The sequence below is a fragment of the Arthrobacter sp. Cr_A7 genome (assembly GCF_029222765.1).
Classification (GTDB): Bacteria; Actinomycetota; Actinomycetes; order Actinomycetales; family Micrococcaceae; genus Arthrobacter.
The window spans coordinates 1-17,194 of sequence record NZ_JARHXQ010000311.1; the positions used below are offsets into that span (position 1 = coordinate 1).

A 17,194-nucleotide genomic window follows, 5' to 3' on the forward strand; every position below is an offset into this window, starting at 1 on the left:
TAAACATCCCGGTGGCGCCGGTCCGGGCTAGGGGGAATCGGTGGGCTGGGAATCCCGGCCGGACTGCTCGGTGCCGACCAGCTGCCGGTTGAGGCCGTCCACGTCAAGGCGGGTGTTCCAGGACGCCCAGTCCTGCGGCCGGACGGAGGGCCGGCCCAGGAGGTAGCCCTGGCCGGCGTCAATCCCGAGTTCGGTGAGGACCTTCAGTTCGCCGACCGTTTCGATGCCTTCCGCAACCAGGGTGGTGCCGATCTGCCGCGTGAAGTCCACCAGGCAGGCAGCCAGGGCACGCTGGATGCCGTCGCTGTCCACCTCGCCGATCACGTCCCGGCCCACTTTGAGGAAATCGGGCCGCAGGTGCACCATGCGGCTCAGGGCGCCGGCGCCCGAATGGGTGTCGTCAACCGCAATCCGCAGGCCCTTGTCCCGGAGGGGAGTGACCGCGGCAATAAACTGCGCGTACTGCTCATCCGCGATGGTTTCGGTCAATTCGAGCACCACGCGGCTGACGGGAAGGTCGATGTGCTCGAACAACTCCGGCAGCCGCGGATCGAGGCATGACGTGGGCGAAATGTTCAGCGACACAAAAAGATGCGGCGGAAGGTCCTTGGCGGCCGCTGCGGCGGATCCCAGTGCCGAGAACTCAAGGTTGGCGCCCAGGCCGACTGCCCTGGCCTCTGCGAACCACAGTTCCGCCGCAGCGCCGTCGTCACTGACAAAGCGTGAGAGTGCTTCCACGCCCACCACGTTTTTCCCCGCCAGCCCGTAAATGGGCTGGAAAGCCGTCATCAGCATCTGGCTTTCAAGCAGGGCGCTGATGCGCGACATGCTGCGGATGGCGTCGATGTGTTCGGCAAGCTTTGGCGGAATGGCGCGGGGCGTCAGGCGCATCTCCCTGGCGCTTTCCAGGGTTTCCACCGTATTGGCTTCGCTGCGCCGCGTTTCCAGCAGGTATTCCAGCAGCGCCCGTTCCGGCACGCCCGGGTTCTCGTCGAGGCTGTTGCTAAGGCGCTGACGGACGGCGGCCCCGGACGGATCGGTATCCGCCAACACCGCGGCAATAATTCCCCATGCCTGTACACGAACCGACATTAGCTACGCCCCCCAGTTGACGAAGTAATGACCCAGTGGCCCATTAATGTTCAATTTCTAAACGCCTTTTAAGGTCAGGTGTTTCTGTTATTCCCTGTTTTCGCGGCGACGAAAACCAGACACCGCACGATGATCGTATATCGGCGTGAACAAAAGCGCAGTACTTTTCGCCCCTAAGGGTTAGCGCTTTCCGCCCGGTCTGCCAGCAGCAAGGGGATCTGTTCAGGCGGGACCGGCCTGCTGAAGTAGTAACCCTGGGCGCTGAGGCAGCCGAGTCCGCGCAAAATCTCTGCCTGCTCCGCTGTTTCCACGCCCTCCCACACGGCCTCCAGCCCGCATGCCCGGACCAGTTGCAGGACGGCAGCCACCAGCTCAGGCTGGCCCGGGTCGGTGCCCAGCCCGCTGATCAGCGATCGGTCCACCTTGACCCGGTCCACGGGAAGCCGGCGGAGGTAACTGATGGAGGAGTACCCGGTCCCGAAGTCATCGATTTCGATGCCCACTCCCAGGCCGCGGAGGCCTCCCAGCGAATAACGGTCCAGCTCGTTGCCTTTCACGATGGCCACTTCCGTCAGTTCCAGGACCACCTGCTCCGGCCGTACGCCGGTTTCCTTTAGGACGTTCCGGACGTCCTCGATGAACTGCAGGCTCTGCAGGTCCGTCGCGGAGATGTTGATGCGGACGGAGAACCGGCTGTCCACCAGGGAGGCGTCGATCCAGTCGCGGAGCTGGTGCACTGCCGTCCGGAGCACCCAGAGCCCCAGTTCGGAGATCAGCCCGGCTTCCTCGGCAAGGGGAATGAACTCATCGGGCATGATGAACCCGCGGGTGGGGTGGTTCCACCGGACCAGCGCCTCCACCCCTTCGATCCGGCCGGTGGCGAGCTCCACCACGGGCTGGTAGTGGAGCATCAGGCCATCGGTCTTGATCGCGGCGCGCAGGTCGTCCACCAGCTGGCTGCGGAGCCTGCGCATCAGCAGGAGCGCCGGCTCGAAACGGTGCAGCCGGTTCTGCCCTTCCGCCTTGGAGGCGTACATGGCGACGTCGGCCTCCATCAGCATGTCCTCCGGGGCCTGGCCGGCACTGCCAACGCTCAGCCCCATGCTGGCGCCGCAGCGCACGCTGCGGCCCGGGATCTCGATGGGCCGCTTGAGGGCCGCCAGGATGCGGTGTCCCACGATGACTGCCTGGTCCGGTGACGCCTCCGGCATAACGATGGCGAATTCGTCCCCGCCCAGGCGGGCGACGACGTCGGTGGTGGAGCGTACCGCGCTGCGGATCCGTTCCCCCACAGTGATGAGGACCTGGTCGCCGGCCGTGTGGCCCATGCTGTCGTTGATGGATTTGAAGGCATCCAAATCCATCAGCAGGATGGCGGGACCCTCGCCCGTTGCGCTGGCGGCGTCGAGCGCTGTCCGCAAAGCCTCGATCAGGGCCGAGCGGTTGGCAAGGCCGGTGAGCGGGTCCTGCATGGCCATCTTCTGCATTTCGAGGTGGGCCTCGTGCAGGAGCTGGGTCCGCACCTGGACGCGCTGCTCAAGCTCTTCGTAGATGATCTGCAGGTCTTCGGCCAGCAGGTTTGTGCCCATGATGATGGCATCCAGCTCGTCGCGGGCATCAGAGACCTCGATCCGGGAACTGAGGTCTCCCGAGGCCAGCCGCACAATGCCTTCCAGCAGGTGGGAGAGGCGGGGATCGTCATCCGCAAACATCGAAAGTGCTCCTCCCCGCTAGTTGGACCGGGACCGGTCGGCATCCAGGGGGAGGCTGACCGTAACGGTGGTGCCCGCGCCAAGCGTGGAGGCCACATCGATGTGTCCCCCATGGCGGGCCACGATGTCCTTGGTGATGGCCAGTCCCAGGCCCGTGCCGGGGATGGCGCCGGACATGGCGTTGGAAGCACGGTAGAACCGGGTGAAGACATGGTCGATTTCCTCGCTGGAAATGCCGATGCCCGTGTCCGCGACGCTCACGGTGGCCCACCGGGTGCCGTCCGCCGCCGCGTGCGATTCGCTGCCTACCTCGATCCGTCCGCCGCTGGGGGTGAACTTGATGGCGTTGGACACCAGGTTGGTGAACACCTGCTGCAGCTGCACCTCATCGGCGAGGATTTCCGGGTCTTCCGGGACCGGGTCGACGGCGATGGTCACGTTCTGCAGCTTCGCCAGCGGCCGGAGCGCTGCTGCCACCAGGTCCAGGGTCTGGCCCAGGCGCACCGGGGTGAGGTGCATCAGGCTGTCGTCAAGGCCGTTGCGCGACACACTCAGCATGTCCTCGATGAGGGTCCGGAGCCGCTCGGTGTTCCGGACCACGATGTCCAGCATCTGGTGGACTTCGGCGGAGACGGGCTGCTCCGTGCTCTCCTGGATCATGTCCAGGTAGGCCATGATGGACGTCAGCGGCGTGCGCAGTTCATGGTTGACGGTGGCCAGGAAGTCCGTCTTGGCCTTGTCCAGCTGCTGGAGCTGCTTGACCACCTGCTGCTGGCTGCTGATCAGGTGGCTTTGGATCAGTCCGTGCGCGGCGTTGCCGGCAACGTGCTGGATGAGTCCCAGTTCAGCACGGGACCATGTCCGGGGCCGGTCAACACTGGCGATCCAGATGATGCCCAGCGACGAGCTTCCTTCGCCCATGGGGATGGCCAGCGTCGAGGCAGCGTTGGCAATGCCCGACGCCGGCGCCTCGCCTGCCGCCGCGTGCCCGCCTTTGCCCTGCATGGCCCCGTCAGTCGCGGCGGTGCCCGGTTCGGCGTCGTCCGTCTCGGCGCCGTCCGAGGACAGGGTTTCTGCCCCGGCCCAGAGGAGGTCGGCCGTCCGGCGTGCTTCCTCCTCGTCCGGAAGCGCATCGGCCGGGAGCGGCTCCAGTCCCGGCCTGCTCCAGGCGGCCGTGATCGGGGGGACCCGATGGTCCTCAAAGGTGGCCAGGCAGACATGGTCGGCCTTGAACGTCCGGCCGAATCCTGCAACCACGTGGTCCGCGATTTCCTGCGGATCGTTCGTTGCCCGTACAGCTGCGGACACCTGCCGGAGCTGCCCGCGCAGCGCCTCGGCCTCCTGCCGCGAGGCATTGCGGCGGGACACCAGATCGATGAGCGCCGTAGCGCGGTGGACCAGTTCCCGGGGCGACGGCGGTTTGGCGATGCAGTCGTGGATGCCCGGAGGGCGGACAGTGCACTCGGCGATGTTGTCGAGGTCCACCATGACCAGGACCGGCGCTTCCGACTCGGCGGCGGGCAGCAGCGGGGCATCCACCACAATGACAGCTGGTTGGCAGCCGTCCAGCAGGGCAGCCAGCCCGGCGGCGTCCGTGGTGGAGTGGACGGTATATCCGGCATCACGGAGAGCGGCGGCGTTCAGCGCCAGCCGCCCGGCGTTGGCATCCGCCACCACCGCGCTGCGGGGCATGCGCAAGTCACACGGCAAATCAGCTGCCACAATGCTCACTTTCCTCCCAGTTGAGTACATTGTAGGGGGATGCGGGGCGGGCGGCTCCATGAATATTCACTGGGAGGACAAAGTGACGCACCAGCCGGAAGAACGCGAAAAGGGCCACCTCACCCTCGAGGGCGGCGTCCTGCACCTGCGCTGGCCGCGCGGTGCGGCCATCAGCGAGGCTGATGCAGAGAATGCCATGAGCAGGGTGAACGAACTCTGCGGAGAGAACCGGCATCCGATGCTGGTGGACATGGCCACAACCGAAAAGGTCAGCCGGGGCGCCCGCGCCGTCTTTGGCCGCCCCTGCCAGGCTTCACGCATCGCACTGCTGGGTGCCTCGCCGGTGGACAAAGTGATGGCCAACTTCATCCTGGGCATCAACAAACTGCCGTGTCCCACCCGCTTCTTCACATCCCGGGAGGAAGCCATGGCCTGGCTGAAGCTGGAGGGTGCGGCGGCCTGACCCGGCGGGTCCTGCGGCACCGGCGGGGGAGAGGCAGGTCCGCATAGCCCGTGCCGTACCGCCGGCAACAGCTCCGGGACATATATTGGACCGGTGTCCTCCCCCTCAAAGTCCTCCCCAGCGAAATCGGTGGCATCTGCCCTGCAGAAGTACCTGATGATCCCCAAGCTCGTCCGGCTGTCGCGCTCTGCGCCGAAGGACCGGCCGCTGGCCTGGGACACCTACTGGGCCGGCATCAGGGCCACCGGGGCGGCCGGTGAGGTCCTGTGGGATTCCGGAACGGACCAGGAATTCCTCAGCTACAAGGAAGTCCTCCTCCGCCACCTGGACCCGGAGCTTCCCGTCGTGGACATCGGCTGCGGGCACGGCAGCTTCAGCAGGGCCCTGGCCGGACTTTTCCCCGAGGTCATCGGCGTGGACGTGTCCGCGCACGCGGTGAACCGGGCCGAGGCCGAATCCGCTGAACTCCGCAACGTCCGGTTCCAGGTCAGGGACATGACGGCGCCGGGCGCAGAGAAAGACCTCCCGCGGGAGGCCAACGTGTTCATCCGGGGCGTCCTCCATGTCCTGGGCGCGGCAGACCAGGCGGCCCTCGCGGAAAACCTGCGCCTGCTGGTTGGGCAGCGCGGGAGCGTATTCCTTGCGGAGACCAACTTCCAGGGGAACCCGGTGGAGTATGTATCCCATCTGGGCGCCACATCCCGCAGCATTCCTGCTCCGCTCGAACGGGCCATCCGCGGCCTGCCGATGCCCGGCCGTTTCGGCCCGGAGGAGCGCTCCCGGGCACTGCCCCCCGCTGCCTGGCAACTCGTGGAGGACGGAGCCGTGGCCATCGAAACGAATCCCGCAACCGGCATCAGCGGGCAGGGACGCGTTCCCGGATATTATGCGGTACTGCGCCCCCGGACCTAGCGGCCCGGGCCCGGCAGTGGCGCCATTGCGGGAAGCCGCAGAAAGCCGCCAAACCCCTTGACACAAGGGCCAATCCGGAGGCTACATAGTAAGTAGCCTTACTAGTTAGGACCTTGGGGAAAGGATGGCCGCCATGGCACAGGACAAGGGAAACAACGCCCGCGATTCCGGCGCGGGCACGGATGAAGAGGACCTGGGCCCCGGCCCGGACGGCGGAAAGATCCGGCGCGGGCCGGACTCCTCCAAATCCCTCAAGTACTCACAGGAAGTCACCTCGCCGGACGACGAGCCGGAGCGTGAGGGACGCAGCCTCGCCACCACCCACCACGAAGTCATCAGGCAGTGGGCGGAGGAGCGCGACGGCGTTCCCGCTACGGTGGAAGGCACCGAACACGGAGACCACCTCGGAGTGCTGAGAATCGATTTTGGCGGCGAAAATGACAAGCTTCGCCACATCAGCTGGGAGGAATGGTTTGAAACCTTCGACTCCCGGGGGCTGAACTTCATCTATCAGGAACAGCGCAGCGACGGGCAGCAATCCAACTTCTTCCGGCTGGAAAATCCCAACCGCGAAGACGCCTAAGCCGCACCCGCGCCCCCATCGTTTCGGCAGCACCGGAGTTGCATCCGGCGCCACTTCGGCGACCGCGGACGCAAGACCCACAGGAACAACAATGCGCAAACTCATACCGTCAGGCTCCCTTCGCAGGATGCTGCTGCCGCCCACGTATGGACGCCACGTCACGGACTCGAATGAATTCACCGTCTTGTCGGTGGAAATCTGGGCCACCGGGCTGGTGGTCAATATCCAGATGGCGTCCGAGGGCGGACCGCAGCCCCGGATTATCCTCCAGGACCACTTTGGAACCGAGTACTCACTGCGGGACTCCGCGGTCCTGGGTTCCCGGAACCTTCAGGTCTTCACCCCCTCGGTGCCGCCCGGCACCCGGAGTCTGACCGTGAGGTCGGCGGACGACCCGGAAGCGCGGCCGGTGGTCACCTTCGCCGTCCCGCTGATGGCCGTTCCCGAGGAACCGGCCACAGCACGCGGCGGCTACCCGCCGGAGGCGGAACTTCGCCGTCCCGCCTGACCGCTGCGACCAGTTCGACCCAAGATGATCCACGCACCCTGACCCACCCGAAAGGCTGCCTCGATGCAGGACACCAGCAACTTCACTCCCGCCACCGCCATCGTCACCGCATCCGATTCCGGCATCGGCAAGGCCACTGCGGTGGCCCTGGCCCGCGCCGGACTGGATGTTGGTGTCACCTGGCACTCCGACAAAGCCGGGGCCGAAGGCACCGCCGAGGAGATCCGAGCTCTGGGCCGCAAGGCCGTGATCCGCCAACTGGACACCACTGAGCTCCGGGCGGCAGGCGCCGTGATCGACGAACTCGCTGACGAGCTCGGCGGCGTGGACGTCTTCGTCAACAACGCAGGCACCGGCGAGAGCACCAAATTCCTGGACATGGACATCGACCGCTGGATGCAGACACTCGACACCAACCTCAACGGCGCGTTTGTCTGCCTGCAAGCAGCAGCCCGCCGCATGGTCCAGGCAGGCAGGGGCGGAAGGCTGATCGCCGTCACCAGCGTCCACGAATTCCAGCCCCGGGTGGGATCCTCCGCCTATGACGCGTCTAAACATGGGCTTGCCGGCCTTATGAAGACGCTGGCCCTGGAACTGGCTGAGCACGGAATCACTGCCAACACCGTGGCCCCCGGCGAGATTGCCACTCCCATGACCGGCCAGGAGGACGAGGACCCCACCAAGAAGGACCGCCCGGGCGTGCCCCTGGGCCGTCCAGGTGACGCCCGGGAGATTGCTGCCGTGATCGCCTTCCTGGCCTCGCCTGCCTCCAGCTACGTGAACGGAGCGTCCTGGCCAGTGGACGGCGGCATGCTCCAGATGGGCCCGCAGGCGGGCTCGCACATCACCAGCCACGAGTGGCGCGAAGGCTGAGGTTTCTCCTAAGCGACAGGGTTTGTCCGCATACCGGATTTGGCAAGCGCTTTCCCGCGCGGTGCTGGCATGATGGAGCGCATGCGCATCCTTATTGCTCCGGATAAGTTCAAGGGCTCCCTGACGGCAGCCGAAGCCGCTGCCGCGATCGCTGAAGGCGCTCTGCGCGTTTACCCCGACGCCGTGGCCACCCAGTTCCCCATCGCCGACGGCGGCGAGGGCACCCTTGAAGCGGCCGTCGCCGCCGGCTACGAGGAACGGCTCAACGCCGTGGTGGGCCCGATTCTGGCACCACTCGGGGCCGCCTGGGCCATCCGCAAGGGCAGCGATGGCAAGGTCACCGCCGTCATCGAAACTGCCCAGGCATCGGGCCTCGCCAGCATGGAACCCACGCCGGAGAACGCCCTGCGGGCCCACAGCTACGGCTGCGGACAGCTCATCGCGGCCGCCCTGGAAGCAGGTGCTACGGAAATCGTGCTGGGCCTGGGCGGATCAGCAATGACCGACGGCGGCAGCGGAGCCCTGCGCGCCCTCGGCCTGAAGCCACTGGACTCCGCCGGCAACGTGGTGCCCCTGGGCGGCGGATCCCTCGCCGACGTCGCCGCACTGGACATCAGCGGCCTGGACCCCCGGCTCGCGGCAACCACCTTCCGGATCGCTGTTGACGTCCGCAACCCGCTCTACGGACCGTCCGGCGCCGCCCACGTCTTCTCCCCGCAAAAGGGTGCAGACCAGGACGCCGTGGAACAGCTCGACGCCGGCCTCCGCAACTGGGCATCCGTCCTGCGGGAAGCCACGGGCCGGGACGTGAACGTCACCGGCGCCGGCGCCGCCGGCGGCTTCCCGGCGTCGTTCCTTGCCTTTACGGGCGCCACGCTGGAAGGCGGTTTCGCGCTGGTAGCCGGACTCACCGGCCTGGCACAGCAACTGGGCGGCGCGGATTTGGTGATTACCGGCGAAGGGTCCATGGATTCCCAGTCGCTCACCGGCAAGGCGCCCATTGCGCTCGCCGACGCCGCCCGCGAGCGGGGCATACCGGTCATCGTTGTGGCCGGCCGGATCCTGGTGACACCCGAAGACCTCGCCCGGCACGGCGTGGTGGCTGCGGCACAGTTGCTGGACGTGGCGTCGAGCCCGCAGGATGCTGTTGCCAATGCCGGAAAGTACCTGGCCTGGGCAACGAGCCAGGTACTCGAAGGGGCCTAAAGCCCCTGGGCATTACCGGAAAAGACGGCCTCAATACGCCCCGACTGTCAGTGGGCCCCGACCGTCAGTGCATGGCTCACTGCTGCGCCGGCGCCCTGCGTCCAGGGCTCCCCGTGGCCTGAAAGCACGGTTGCGGCACCCGTGGCGGCTATCGCCTGCAGGGACGCCAGGGCCTGCTTCGTGTCCTTGGTCGCCGCGGAGGCAACGATCTGCGGCCCCGCCTTGCCCGTGTAGGGGTCCAGGGTCACCAGGGCGTCGCCGCTCAGGACGGCGTCGCGGTCCGCGAGATGCAGGATGCAGTGCCCGTCGGTGTGGCCAGGAGTGTGGACAACCGTGGGCCGTCCCGGCACCGGCAAGGCGGCGCCGGTAGGCAGTGGCCGGGTGCTTGACACTCCCTTGACGGCCAGCGCTCCGGCTGCCGCCATCCTCCCCAGCAGCGGCACTGACCGCGGGTGGCTCAGAGGATAGAGGAACCGGTTGCGCTGGGGCTTGTAGCTGTACGGATGGGCAGCCAGGTGCGCGTCCCGGGGATGGACCAGCACCGGCACGTTCCACTCCCGCCGTGCCCGCAACGCAAATCCCACATGGTCGAAGTGCCCGTGGGTGAGGACCAGGGCCTTGATATCCTCCGGCCGCCGGCCGCGGGCCTCCAGGAGTTCCAGCAGCATGGACCACATGCTCGGCAGCCCGGCGTCCACCAGGGTCAGCCCGTCCTGGTCCTCCACCAGATAGCAGTTGACGTGGGCATGCGTGATGAGGTGGATGCCGTCGGCCACGTTTGGAGTAATCATGCGCCCTCAGCCCACGATGGTGGTGTTCCGGCGGCGCCGCCAGATCAGTACCACAATGATTGTTACCAGGGCGATTGCGCCGATCACCCAGGGAGCGAAGTCCAGCCGGGTGGACTCATTTTGCGCGGACTCGCCCGTCCCGGGGTTCGCAGGTCCGCTGGAGGCGGTATCTCCGGGAGACGGCGTGGGAGTGTTGCCTGCCGGCGCCCACACCCCTCCGGAAGTCCCCGCCGCCGCCTGGACAGCTGCGTCGCCCGCGGCGACCGCCGGATGTTGTGCGGCTGAGGCCGGTGCCACCGAAAGTGCCGGCGCAGCCAGGAGCAGGAGGGCCAGAAGGACGGATTTCACAACAGTTCGCATGGATTCCTTTCGACAGGAACCGGCTCAGGCGCCGGTTTCGTAATGGGGTTCGGCCACAGGCTTGGACTCCGGGGAGCCCTTTTCCCGGAGGTAGACGGACGCGCCCACCAGGACGGCGATGGCCAGGAACTCGCTCTGCCAGTTCTGGAAAGACTCGAACCAGAAGCGGCTGGTCCCCACGTACTGCAGGAACGTGACTGTGGGCTGGCCGTGGCTTTGCTGCTCCTCGTTGTACGCCGCAGTGCCGCCCAGGGCGTGCGCCGTGAAGGAGGCCAAAAACAGCACAAACAGCAGGATGGACAGCGAGTGCTCGTAGAACTTCAATGCGGCACCGCCGCGCTTGACCGGCCACGGCGTTGCCTTCTTGATGGCGGCCTCGCGGGGATCCTCGTCCTGCGGGGCTTCCTTGCCCATCGGTTTGGATTCCGACGATCCCTTCTGGAACAGGAAAACCGTCAGCACCACGTACAGGGCCATCTGCAGGAACTCCGATTCCCAGTTCTCAAAGGTGGCCTCGACAAACTCCCCGGTGCCCATGAACTGCAGGACTGAAACCCCGGGTTCGCCGTGTGCCTGCTGCTCTTCGCTGTACGACGCTGCTCCGGAGAGGATCATCCCTCCGAAAAAGATCAGGAACAGGGCTGCGTTCGCCAGCAGCAGCCCGTGTTCCTTGGCCCATTTGCGCATTGTCACTCCTTGTTTGCCCTGGCCGTCATTCCTGCGGCGGCGCGCTTGTTAAGGTGCAGTGGGACATAGACCAGCAGGACCACCATCACGGCCAGCAGTGCCGCGCCGGCCGTCAGCCCGGCCGAGCGGCCCGCGGTGACGTCGAAAACCAGGGCTGCAGTGCCGGCGCTGAGCAGCGCGATGCCGGCCAGGGTGATCTTGGCGATCGTGTCGCCGCTGGACACCAGAGTTTCCTTGAGGCGCTTCCGGAAAAGCCTCCGGTGCACACTGACCGGCAGGAGGATCAACGCCGTGGTCAGTGCGGCGATCACCACGTTGGTCAGGTACAGGTTCACCTGGAAGTCATCCAGGTCTTCAAACCGTTCCTGGAAGGGCAGGGTCAGGAGGAAGCCTGCCAGGATCTGGACGCCCATCTGCAGCACGCGCATCTCCTGGAGCAGTTCCGCCCAGTTGCGGTCCAGTTGCTCCTCGCGGGTTTCGTTCCGCCCGGTTCTGCCGGTGTAATCCTCCACCTCGGACATCGCTGCTCCTTCCTTGGCCTGGCCGGCCCTGTTTCCCTTTCTACTCTTCACATACCCAGAAACAAGGCCGATCTTGCGCCGGTATCAACATTTGATAAGTTTACTGATTATCGGCACCGAACGGGTGGACTTTGTTCCGCCGGCCGGGATAGCGTCGAAGGGCCGGCGGCAGGGCTCTTCGAAAACCGACACAGCGAGTAGGTGGACTATGAGCGGCACAGACAAGCAGACGGACCAGCCAAAGGACCCCCGGGGCGGCTACCACGCAGGCCCCTTCCCCGAGCAGGAACAGAAGCAGCCGGGCCTCACCGCGCCCATGGATCCCAAACCTGACCACGGGGAACTCAGCTACGAGGGACACGGGAAGCTGGAGGGCAAGGCGGCACTCATCACCGGCGGCGATTCCGGCATCGGCAAGGCGGCGGCCATCGCATTTGCCCGTGAGGGAGCCGACGTAGCCATCTCCTACCTTCCCGAGGAGGAAGACGACGCCCAGGACACGGCGGACTGGATCCGGAAGGCGGGGCGCCGCGTCCTCCTGTTCGCCGGGGACGGGCGTGAAGAGGACTTCAGCACCCGGATCGTCGAGGAAACCGTGGCCGGATTCGGCCGCCTGGACGTAGTGGTGCTGAACGCTGCCTATCAGAAGAACCGGGAAAGCCTGGAGACCCTTCCCACGGAGGAGTTCGACCGGGTTTTCAAGACCAACCTGTACTCCCTGCTCTGGACCGCACGGGCGGCGGTCCCGCACCTCAAACCGGGCGCCTCGATTATCACCACGGCATCCATCCAGGCCTTCAATCCCTCGCCGGGCCTCATCGATTACGCCATGACCAAGGCCGCGCAGGTGGCGTTCACCAAGGCACTCGCGCAGGAACTGGGGTCCAAGGGGATCCGCGTCAACGCGGTGGCCCCCGGCCCCATCTGGACGCCGCTGATCCCCGCCACCGAATGGCCGGACAAGCTCCCGAAGTTTGGCCAGGATACGCCGCTGGAACGTGCCGGCCAGCCTGCTGAGCTCGCCGCGGCGTACGTTCTGCTGGCCTCCGAAGACGGGTCCTACATTTCCGGCGCGGTGCTGCCCGTGACGGGCGGCAAGGGGCTCTAAGCAGCCGGATTCTACACACCAGTTTCATCCCATCGCACACAGGAGGAACCATGACGCAGGAAAACCAGCACGCCGAGCCGGAAAAGGACCCGGGCGGCTACGGCACTCCGACGGCTGAGCAGGAGCTTGGCGGCAACCAGGGCGCAAGCCAGGGCGGCACCACATCGGGTGCCGGCGGGGCTGACACCAACGAACCGCAGTCCGGCGTCGGGGAGGAACAGGTTCCGCGTGACATGGACCTTCCCTCCGGCGAGGCTGAGATCAACGAGTTCAACGACGATTCCCAGGGCTCCGCGCCGGTCTCCTCCGAGCCCGGGCAGGAAGCCACCGGCATTCCGGACGGCAGCGGCAACGACCTCCCGCAGGAAAAGTCGCCCAAAGACAGCGGCGGCGAGAGCTTCGACGCCGGATAAGCGGTCCTGATCCGCTGAAGGCCCCCGCCACGGCTCCATGCCGGGACGGGGGCCTTCGCCGTGTCCGGCATACATGGCTCCCGGCGGGGTACGGACCATGCGAAACCAATTCGCCAGTTGCCGGCCCTTTCCCGCCGGTGCCAGGAGGAACTGTGAGCAGGAGACCATCAGGACAGTGGGCGCGGCCGGCTGAGAGGCCGGAACGGGTTGCAGTGGACGTTCTTGTACCCACCTGCGACCGGCCGGCGGAACTCGCCGTCACCCTCGCGGGACTTGCCGGACAAACCGACCCGGCCTTCGCCGTCGTCGTCAGCGACCAGTCCACGGACGGGCCCGGCTGGGAGCACCCCGCCGCTGCCGCCATGGTGCGGGTCCTGGAAGCCCAGGGGCGGCCGGTCAGGCTCCTTCGCCACCTGCCGCGGCGCGGGCTGGCGGAACACCGCCAGTTCCTGCTGGAGCAGTCCACGGCGGACCAGTGCCTCTTCCTTGACGACGACATCTGGCTGGAGCCGGGTGCCGTGGAGTTGCTCAGCCGCGCGCTCCACGAGCTTGGGTGCGGCTTTGTAGGGATGGCCCCGCAGGGTCTGTCCTACCTGGACGACCGGCGGCCCGGGCAGACCGCGAACTTCGAAGCGTGGGAAGGCGGGGTGATGCCGGAGCGCATCCGCCCGGGGGACCCCGCGTTCGAGCGCTGGCCGCTCCACAGCGCCGCCAACCTTAGCCACCTCAGCGCCGACCTGTCCCTTGAGCCGGGACAATGGGTGCCCTACCGGGTGGCGTGGCTGGGCGGGTGCGTAATGTACCGGCGCGAAGCCCTGAACGACGCCGGTGGGTTTACCTTCTGGCCGGACCTGCCGCCGGATCACGCGGGGGAGGACGTCATGGCCCAGTGGCAGGTCATGGAACGCTTCGGCGGGGCCGGCATCCTGCCCTCCGGGGCAGTCCACCTGGAATCGCCCACCACCGTGACGGACCGGCGCGTGGAAGCCTACGAGGTGGTCCTGAACCGCGGTCCCGCCTAAGGCGGGCCGGCCGCTAAAGCCGTTCGTCGGCGTCGTACGCCAGGCCGATCTGGCGGCGGATTCCGTCCAAGGCAGCCATCACGGCCACGCTCTCAGCTGGCGGCAGCACGGTGCCTCCGGTGAGCCCTTCGCTGACGAGCCGCTCCAGCTCGGCTGCCTGGTACTGCATGCCCCTGCTCTTCACGGGCTGGTCGAACCGTTCCACGACGTTGCCCAAGGTGTCGTAAACGGTGAAGGGTGTGGGGTTGTACCAGGTGGGTTCGATGTCGATCCAGCCGCCGGTGCCGATCACCACTGCCCGGTTGGGGCCGGCGGCATCCAGTTCACAGTCGAGGATGGCCTGCTGTCCCTGCGCATACTCGAAAACCGCCGCCGTCTGGCGGTCCACGCCCGTCGCCGTCATGGCAGCGCTGGCCCGGATGGTTTCGGGTGCGCCAAATACATCAAACGCGAACGAGACGGGGTAGATGCCAAGGTCCAGCAGCGCGCCGCCACCCAGGGCAGGATCGTTGAGCCGGTGGGCCGGGTCCTTGGGGAGGTCCTGGTTATGGCTGGCGATGACCTTCCTGACCTCGCCGATGGTGCCCTCCCTGATGATCTCCCGGAGGCGGACCATGTGCGGGAGGAACCTGGTCCACATGGCCTCCAGGGCCACCAGCCCCTTGGCCTCCGCGAGCTCCACGATGTCCTGCGCTTCGCGGGCATTGATGGTGAAGGCCTTCTCCACCAGCACGTGCTTGCCCGCGTTCAGGGCAAGCAGTGCGTTGGCGTGGTGGAACACGTGGGGCGTGGCAACGTACACCACATCCACCTCAGGATCGGCGGCGAGCTCCTCGTAGCTGCCGTGCGCGGTGGCAATGCCGAACCGGGCGCTGAACGCCTGGCTGGATTCCAGGCTCCGGGAGCCGACGGCCTGGACGGTGAACCCGTTGTCCAGCAGGTCCTGGGCCTGCAGCGCGGCGATAAAGCCTGTGCCGAGGATGCCCCAACGGAGTTGTCCGTCGGAGGTGCCGTTGCTGTGGCGGGGCATGTCAGTCCTTGCTGCTGAAGGCGGCGTCGAACGAAGCGGTGGAAACAGGGAAATCGTACTTCTTCAGCGCAGCAAGGGCTTCGGGCGCGCCGTGGAGGCGGTCCATGCCGGCGTCTTCCCATTCGACGCTGATGGGTCCGTTGTAGCCGATGGCCGCGAGGGCGCGGAAGGAGGCTTCCCAGGGGACGTCACCGCGTCCGGCGGAGACGAAGTCCCAGCCGCGGCGCGGGTCGCCCCAGGGCAGGTGGGAGCCCATGACGGTGTTGCGGCCGGTCTGGCGGATCTTGGTGTCCTTGCAGTCCACGTGGTAGATCCGGTCCTTGAAGTCCCAGATGAAGGAGACGGGGTCGATGCCCTGCCACATCATGTGGGACGGGTCCCAGTTCAGGCCGAACGCTTCGCGGTGGCCGATGGCTTCGAGGGTGCGGACGGTGGTCCAGTAGTCGTAGGCGATCTCGGAGGGGTGGACTTCGTGGGCGAAGCGGACGCCGCATTCGTCGAAGACGTCCAGGATGGGGTTCCAGCGGTCGGCGAAGTCCTGGTAGCCGGCGTCGATGACCTTCTCGGGGACGGGCGGGAACATCGCGACGTACTGCCAGATGGAGGAGCCTGTGAAGCCGACGACGGTGTCCACGCCCAGTGCCTTCGCGAGCCGGGCGGTGTGCTTCATTTCCTCGGCGGCGCGTTGGCGGACGCCTTCGGGCTCGCCGTCCCCCCAGACCTTGGACCGGACGATGCCCTGGTGCCGGAAGTCGATGGGGTCATCGCAGACGGCCTGGCCGGTGAGGTGGTTGGAGATGGCCCAGACCTTGAGGTTGTACTTTTTGAGGATCTCCAGTTTGGACTCGACGTAGCCGGGTTCGTCCCAGCGCCAGGCGTCCAGGTGGTCGCCGGAGACGGCGATCTCGAGTCCGTCGTAGCCCCAGCCGGAGGCCAGCTTGGCGACTTCCTCGAAGGGCAGGTCGGCCCACTGGCCGGTGAAAAGGGTGAACGGGCGGGGCATGTCAGGCTCCTTCGGTGGAAAGCGGTGCGTGGACGGGTGTGGCGGCGCTTTTGTTGCCGGCGGATTCCTCGACGGCGTTCAGGATGTACTGCACGTTCAGTCCTTCCTCGAACGACGGCGACGGCTGGGTTCCGTCCTGCACGGCCAGCAGGAAGTCGCGGATTTGGTGGGTGAAGGTATGTTCCCAGCCGATGATGTGGCCCTGCGGCCACCATGCATCAAGGTACGGGTGGTCCGGTTCGCTGACGAGGATACGCCGTACGCCCTGCTCCCGGGCGGGCGCGGTGGCGTCCAGGAAGCCGAGTTCGTTGAGGTTTTCCAGGTCGAAGAGGATGCTGCCCTTATCGCCGTAGACCTCAATCTGGAGGGAGTTCTTCCGCCCTGTGGCCACCCGGGAGGCCTCCACCGAGGCGATGGCTCCGGAGGCGAGGGACAGTGTTGCCCAGGCGGCGTCGTCGACCGTTACGTCCTCCGGTCCGTTGGTGCCCGGCCGGCGGTCCACGAAGGTGTGGAGCCGGCCGCTGACCTCGGTGACCTGGTCGCCCAGGAGGTAGAGGACCTGGTCGATGGCGTGTGAGGCGATGTCGCCGAGGGCACCCGAGCCTGCTGTTTCTTTTCGCAGCCGCCAGGTCATGGGGGCCTGGTCATCGGCAAGCCAGTCCTGCAGGTAGGCGGCGCGGACGTGCCGCACCGTGCCCACGCGGCCCTCGGAAATCAGTTCCCTGGCGAGGGCAAGTGCGGGGACCCGGCGGTAGTTGAAGCCAATCATCGACTGGACGCCGCGGGCCCGGGCCTTTGCCGCCGCGGCAGTCATGAGTTCAGCTTCGGCCAGGGTGTTGGCCAGGGGTTTTTCGACGAGGACGTGCTTGCCGGCCTCGAGGGCGGCGACGGCGATCTCGGCGTGCATCCAGCCCGGTGCACAGATATCCACGATGTGGATGTCATCCCGGTTGATGACGGAGCGCCAGTCGGTGGCGGACTCAGCCCAGCCGTACTTGGCTGCCGCCTGTGCCACCTGCCCGGCATCACGCCCCACGAGTACTTGCTGCTCGAAGGCCGGAACGTCGAAGAAGCTGGCCACGTTCCGCCACGCGTTGGAGTGGGCCTTTCCCATAAAGGCGTAGCCGATGGCGGCAACGCCGAGGGAACGGGCGCCGCTGGTTTGTGTCTGCTGTGTCATGGTCGGGG

19 protein-coding genes are annotated in these 17,194 nt (G+C 66.6%); 9 read left to right on the forward strand and 10 right to left on the reverse strand.

Going from position 1 to position 17,194, the window contains the following annotated elements:
• Positions 1 to 27: 27 nt before the first annotated feature.
• The 3 genes from P2Q66_RS18555 to P2Q66_RS18565 all read right to left on the reverse strand — a co-directional run bounded on the left by P2Q66_RS18555 (position 28) and on the right by P2Q66_RS18565 (position 4,496).
• Positions 28 to 1,092 (reverse strand): EAL domain-containing protein, encoded by a 1,065-nt coding sequence (locus P2Q66_RS18555; protein ID WP_079596934.1) that lies wholly within the window; start codon positions 1,090 to 1,092, stop codon positions 28 to 30.
• Positions 1,093 to 1,265: 173 nt separating this feature from the next.
• Positions 1,266 to 2,804: an EAL domain-containing protein gene (locus P2Q66_RS18560; protein WP_275730489.1), complete on the reverse strand. Its 1,539-nt coding sequence runs from the start codon at positions 2,802 to 2,804 to the stop codon at positions 1,266 to 1,268.
• A gap of 18 nt (positions 2,805 to 2,822) precedes the next feature.
• Entirely contained in the window at positions 2,823 to 4,496 is a 1,674-nt protein-coding gene (locus tag P2Q66_RS18565) for an ATP-binding protein (protein ID WP_275730492.1), read from the reverse strand.
• A gap of 112 nt (positions 4,497 to 4,608) precedes the next feature.
• Here P2Q66_RS18565 and P2Q66_RS18570 point away from each other — a divergent pair, with 112 nt between their 5' ends.
• The 6 genes from P2Q66_RS18570 (at position 4,609) to P2Q66_RS18595 (ending at position 9,071) form a co-directional block, all read left to right on the forward strand.
• A complete protein-coding gene (locus tag P2Q66_RS18570; protein ID WP_275730493.1) occupies positions 4,609 to 4,989 on the forward strand; it encodes an STAS/SEC14 domain-containing protein in 381 nt (126 codons plus the stop codon).
• 156 nt (positions 4,990 to 5,145) lie between these two features.
• On the forward strand, positions 5,146 to 5,901 hold the full coding sequence (locus P2Q66_RS18575) for a class I SAM-dependent methyltransferase (protein WP_275730619.1): 756 nt from the start codon (positions 5,146 to 5,148) through the stop codon (positions 5,899 to 5,901).
• Positions 5,902 to 6,034: 133 nt separating this feature from the next.
• Positions 6,035 to 6,484 carry a hypothetical protein gene (locus tag P2Q66_RS18580; protein WP_275730494.1) on the forward strand — a complete coding sequence of 150 codons (450 nt, stop codon included), beginning with the start codon at positions 6,035 to 6,037 and terminating at the stop codon, positions 6,482 to 6,484.
• A gap of 91 nt (positions 6,485 to 6,575) precedes the next feature.
• Complete coding sequence (locus P2Q66_RS18585; RefSeq protein WP_275730496.1) at positions 6,576 to 6,992, forward strand: hypothetical protein; 417 nt, start codon at positions 6,576 to 6,578, stop codon at positions 6,990 to 6,992.
• 63 nt (positions 6,993 to 7,055) lie between these two features.
• Positions 7,056 to 7,865 (forward strand): SDR family oxidoreductase, encoded by an 810-nt coding sequence (locus P2Q66_RS18590; RefSeq protein WP_275730497.1) that lies wholly within the window; start codon positions 7,056 to 7,058, stop codon positions 7,863 to 7,865.
• Between the two features lie 81 nt (positions 7,866 to 7,946).
• A complete protein-coding gene (locus tag P2Q66_RS18595; protein ID WP_275730498.1) occupies positions 7,947 to 9,071 on the forward strand; it encodes a glycerate kinase in 1,125 nt (374 codons plus the stop codon).
• Between the two features lie 47 nt (positions 9,072 to 9,118).
• On the opposite strand, the gene P2Q66_RS18600 is transcribed toward P2Q66_RS18595, so the two are convergent.
• The 4 genes from P2Q66_RS18600 to P2Q66_RS18615 are packed head-to-tail and all read right to left on the reverse strand — an operon-like array spanning position 9,119 to position 11,430.
• The gene (locus tag P2Q66_RS18600) at positions 9,119 to 9,862 is read right to left on the reverse strand and encodes an MBL fold metallo-hydrolase (protein WP_275730500.1); all 744 of its coding nucleotides are present in this window, start codon (positions 9,860 to 9,862) and stop codon (positions 9,119 to 9,121) included.
• Between the two features lie 6 nt (positions 9,863 to 9,868).
• On the reverse strand, positions 9,869 to 10,222 hold the full coding sequence (locus P2Q66_RS18605; RefSeq protein ID WP_079596926.1) for a LuxR family transcriptional regulator: 354 nt from the start codon (positions 10,220 to 10,222) through the stop codon (positions 9,869 to 9,871).
• 24 nt (positions 10,223 to 10,246) lie between these two features.
• Complete coding sequence (locus tag P2Q66_RS18610; protein WP_079596925.1) at positions 10,247 to 10,909, reverse strand: DUF6766 family protein; 663 nt, start codon at positions 10,907 to 10,909, stop codon at positions 10,247 to 10,249.
• A 2-nt stretch (positions 10,910 to 10,911) separates the two neighbouring features.
• Positions 10,912 to 11,430, reverse strand: a complete 519-nt coding sequence (locus P2Q66_RS18615; RefSeq protein WP_079596924.1) for a DUF6328 family protein — start codon at positions 11,428 to 11,430, stop codon at positions 10,912 to 10,914.
• A gap of 208 nt (positions 11,431 to 11,638) precedes the next feature.
• On the opposite strand from P2Q66_RS18615, the gene P2Q66_RS18620 reads away from it, so the two are divergent.
• The 3 genes from P2Q66_RS18620 (at position 11,639) to P2Q66_RS18630 (ending at position 13,973) form a co-directional block, all read left to right on the forward strand.
• On the forward strand, positions 11,639 to 12,538 hold the full coding sequence (locus P2Q66_RS18620) for an SDR family oxidoreductase (protein ID WP_079596923.1): 900 nt from the start codon (positions 11,639 to 11,641) through the stop codon (positions 12,536 to 12,538).
• Positions 12,539 to 12,588: 50 nt separating this feature from the next.
• A complete protein-coding gene (locus P2Q66_RS18625; RefSeq protein ID WP_079596922.1) occupies positions 12,589 to 12,951 on the forward strand; it encodes a hypothetical protein in 363 nt (120 codons plus the stop codon).
• A gap of 152 nt (positions 12,952 to 13,103) precedes the next feature.
• Positions 13,104 to 13,973 carry a glycosyltransferase family A protein gene (locus tag P2Q66_RS18630; protein WP_079596921.1) on the forward strand — a complete coding sequence of 290 codons (870 nt, stop codon included), beginning with the start codon at positions 13,104 to 13,106 and terminating at the stop codon, positions 13,971 to 13,973.
• A gap of 13 nt (positions 13,974 to 13,986) precedes the next feature.
• Here the strand turns inward: P2Q66_RS18630 and P2Q66_RS18635 are convergent, their stop codons facing one another.
• From P2Q66_RS18635 to P2Q66_RS18645, 3 genes are read right to left on the reverse strand one after another with little or no spacing between them, the layout of a single operon-like run.
• A complete protein-coding gene (locus tag P2Q66_RS18635; RefSeq protein ID WP_275730503.1) occupies positions 13,987 to 15,003 on the reverse strand; it encodes a Gfo/Idh/MocA family oxidoreductase in 1,017 nt (338 codons plus the stop codon).
• A gap of 1 nt (position 15,004) precedes the next feature.
• Complete coding sequence (locus tag P2Q66_RS18640) at positions 15,005 to 16,006, reverse strand: sugar phosphate isomerase/epimerase (protein ID WP_115524751.1); 1,002 nt, start codon at positions 16,004 to 16,006, stop codon at positions 15,005 to 15,007.
• Between the two features lies 1 nt (position 16,007).
• Positions 16,008 to 17,186 (reverse strand): Gfo/Idh/MocA family oxidoreductase, encoded by a 1,179-nt coding sequence (locus P2Q66_RS18645; RefSeq protein WP_275730506.1) that lies wholly within the window; start codon positions 17,184 to 17,186, stop codon positions 16,008 to 16,010.
• Between the last annotated feature and the right edge of the window lie 8 nt (positions 17,187 to 17,194).

Bases quoted from the DNA above. Each gene is read 5' to 3' on its own strand.
- P2Q66_RS18555 (WP_079596934.1), bottom strand. From the start codon at position 1,092: ATGTCGGTTCGTGTACAGGCATGGGGAATTATTGCCGCGGTGTTGGCG.
- P2Q66_RS18560 (WP_275730489.1), bottom strand. From the start codon at position 2,804: ATGTTTGCGGATGACGATCCCCGCCTCTCCCACCTGCTGGAAGGCATT.
- P2Q66_RS18565 (WP_275730492.1), bottom strand. From the start codon at position 4,496: ATGCCCCGCAGCGCGGTGGTGGCGGATGCCAACGCCGGGCGGCTGGCG.
- P2Q66_RS18575 (WP_275730619.1), top strand. From the start codon at position 5,146: ATGATCCCCAAGCTCGTCCGGCTGTCGCGCTCTGCGCCGAAGGACCGG.
- P2Q66_RS18580 (WP_275730494.1), top strand. From the start codon at position 6,035: ATGGCACAGGACAAGGGAAACAACGCCCGCGATTCCGGCGCGGGCACG.
- P2Q66_RS18585 (WP_275730496.1), top strand. From the start codon at position 6,576: ATGCGCAAACTCATACCGTCAGGCTCCCTTCGCAGGATGCTGCTGCCG.
- P2Q66_RS18590 (WP_275730497.1), top strand. From the start codon at position 7,056: ATGCAGGACACCAGCAACTTCACTCCCGCCACCGCCATCGTCACCGCA.
- P2Q66_RS18595 (WP_275730498.1), top strand. From the start codon at position 7,947: ATGCGCATCCTTATTGCTCCGGATAAGTTCAAGGGCTCCCTGACGGCA.
- P2Q66_RS18600 (WP_275730500.1), bottom strand. From the start codon at position 9,862: ATGATTACTCCAAACGTGGCCGACGGCATCCACCTCATCACGCATGCC.
- P2Q66_RS18605 (WP_079596926.1), bottom strand. From the start codon at position 10,222: ATGCGAACTGTTGTGAAATCCGTCCTTCTGGCCCTCCTGCTCCTGGCT.
- P2Q66_RS18610 (WP_079596925.1), bottom strand. From the start codon at position 10,909: ATGCGCAAATGGGCCAAGGAACACGGGCTGCTGCTGGCGAACGCAGCC.
- P2Q66_RS18615 (WP_079596924.1), bottom strand. From the start codon at position 11,430: ATGTCCGAGGTGGAGGATTACACCGGCAGAACCGGGCGGAACGAAACC.
- P2Q66_RS18620 (WP_079596923.1), top strand. From the start codon at position 11,639: ATGAGCGGCACAGACAAGCAGACGGACCAGCCAAAGGACCCCCGGGGC.
- P2Q66_RS18625 (WP_079596922.1), top strand. From the start codon at position 12,589: ATGACGCAGGAAAACCAGCACGCCGAGCCGGAAAAGGACCCGGGCGGC.
- P2Q66_RS18635 (WP_275730503.1), bottom strand. From the start codon at position 15,003: ATGCCCCGCCACAGCAACGGCACCTCCGACGGACAACTCCGTTGGGGC.
- P2Q66_RS18640 (WP_115524751.1), bottom strand. From the start codon at position 16,006: ATGCCCCGCCCGTTCACCCTTTTCACCGGCCAGTGGGCCGACCTGCCC.
- P2Q66_RS18645 (WP_275730506.1), bottom strand. From the start codon at position 17,186: ATGACACAGCAGACACAAACCAGCGGCGCCCGTTCCCTCGGCGTTGCC.